This window comes from Vibrio sp. 1727 (assembly GCF_033344415.1).
Classification (GTDB): domain Bacteria; phylum Pseudomonadota; class Gammaproteobacteria; order Enterobacterales; family Vibrionaceae; genus Vibrio; species Vibrio alginolyticus.
In genome coordinates this window covers 1-556 of the sequence record NZ_JAWPOT010000550.1, presented here as the reverse complement: position 1 = coordinate 556, position 556 = coordinate 1, and the positions used below count along the sequence as shown (strand labels likewise).

1 protein-coding gene is annotated in these 556 nt (G+C 40.8%); it reads right to left on the bottom strand.

Annotation, left to right across the window (positions count from 1 at the left end; translation table 11 throughout):
* Nucleotides 1-80: 80 nt before the first annotated feature.
* Nucleotides 81-556 (bottom strand): putative capsular polysaccharide synthesis family protein (locus R8O10_RS26865; RefSeq protein ID WP_318192181.1); only part of this gene is annotated, 476 nt, incomplete at its 5' end.

Here is a 556-nt window from a genome sequence, read left to right as displayed (position 1 = left end):
ATGTCGAGATGAATGTACATAGCTGTACAGTGCGGTTTGAACACCGCCACCAAAGGCTTCGGTAATATGCAGTACTTTTTTCATGCTGACTTTGTCCCTGGAGTTTTTAACCACTTGGTTTTGAAAGCTTCTCGTTCTTGCTGCGAGTAAATATGGCGATAAAGCGGTAAGTCATACATGTAAAACAACTTAGAAAAATCGTAATGCTGTTTAAAGTATTGGTGGATGTTGGAATACCATTTGTTCTTTGCTTCATTGCTGTTTTTCAGAACAAAGTTGTCGACATTTAGGAAGTCTCCAATCTCTTTGTCAAGGGAACTCAGTTGCTCGCACTTAATCAGAATGACGCTGGCTTTGTCATTGTTGAACGTAAAAAATGGTTGAGTGTTATCGATCTCTTGGCGCATGACATCGATGCTGAAGTTACGTTTTAGCTCGTTATCGAACCAATCTGCGAAGTAGTTCAGGTTGATGTAGTTATCAAAGCAATGCTCGAGATGCTTGTAGGTCACTTCCATATCGCGGTGGATGGCATCGTTCTTTTTGCCTTCGATAA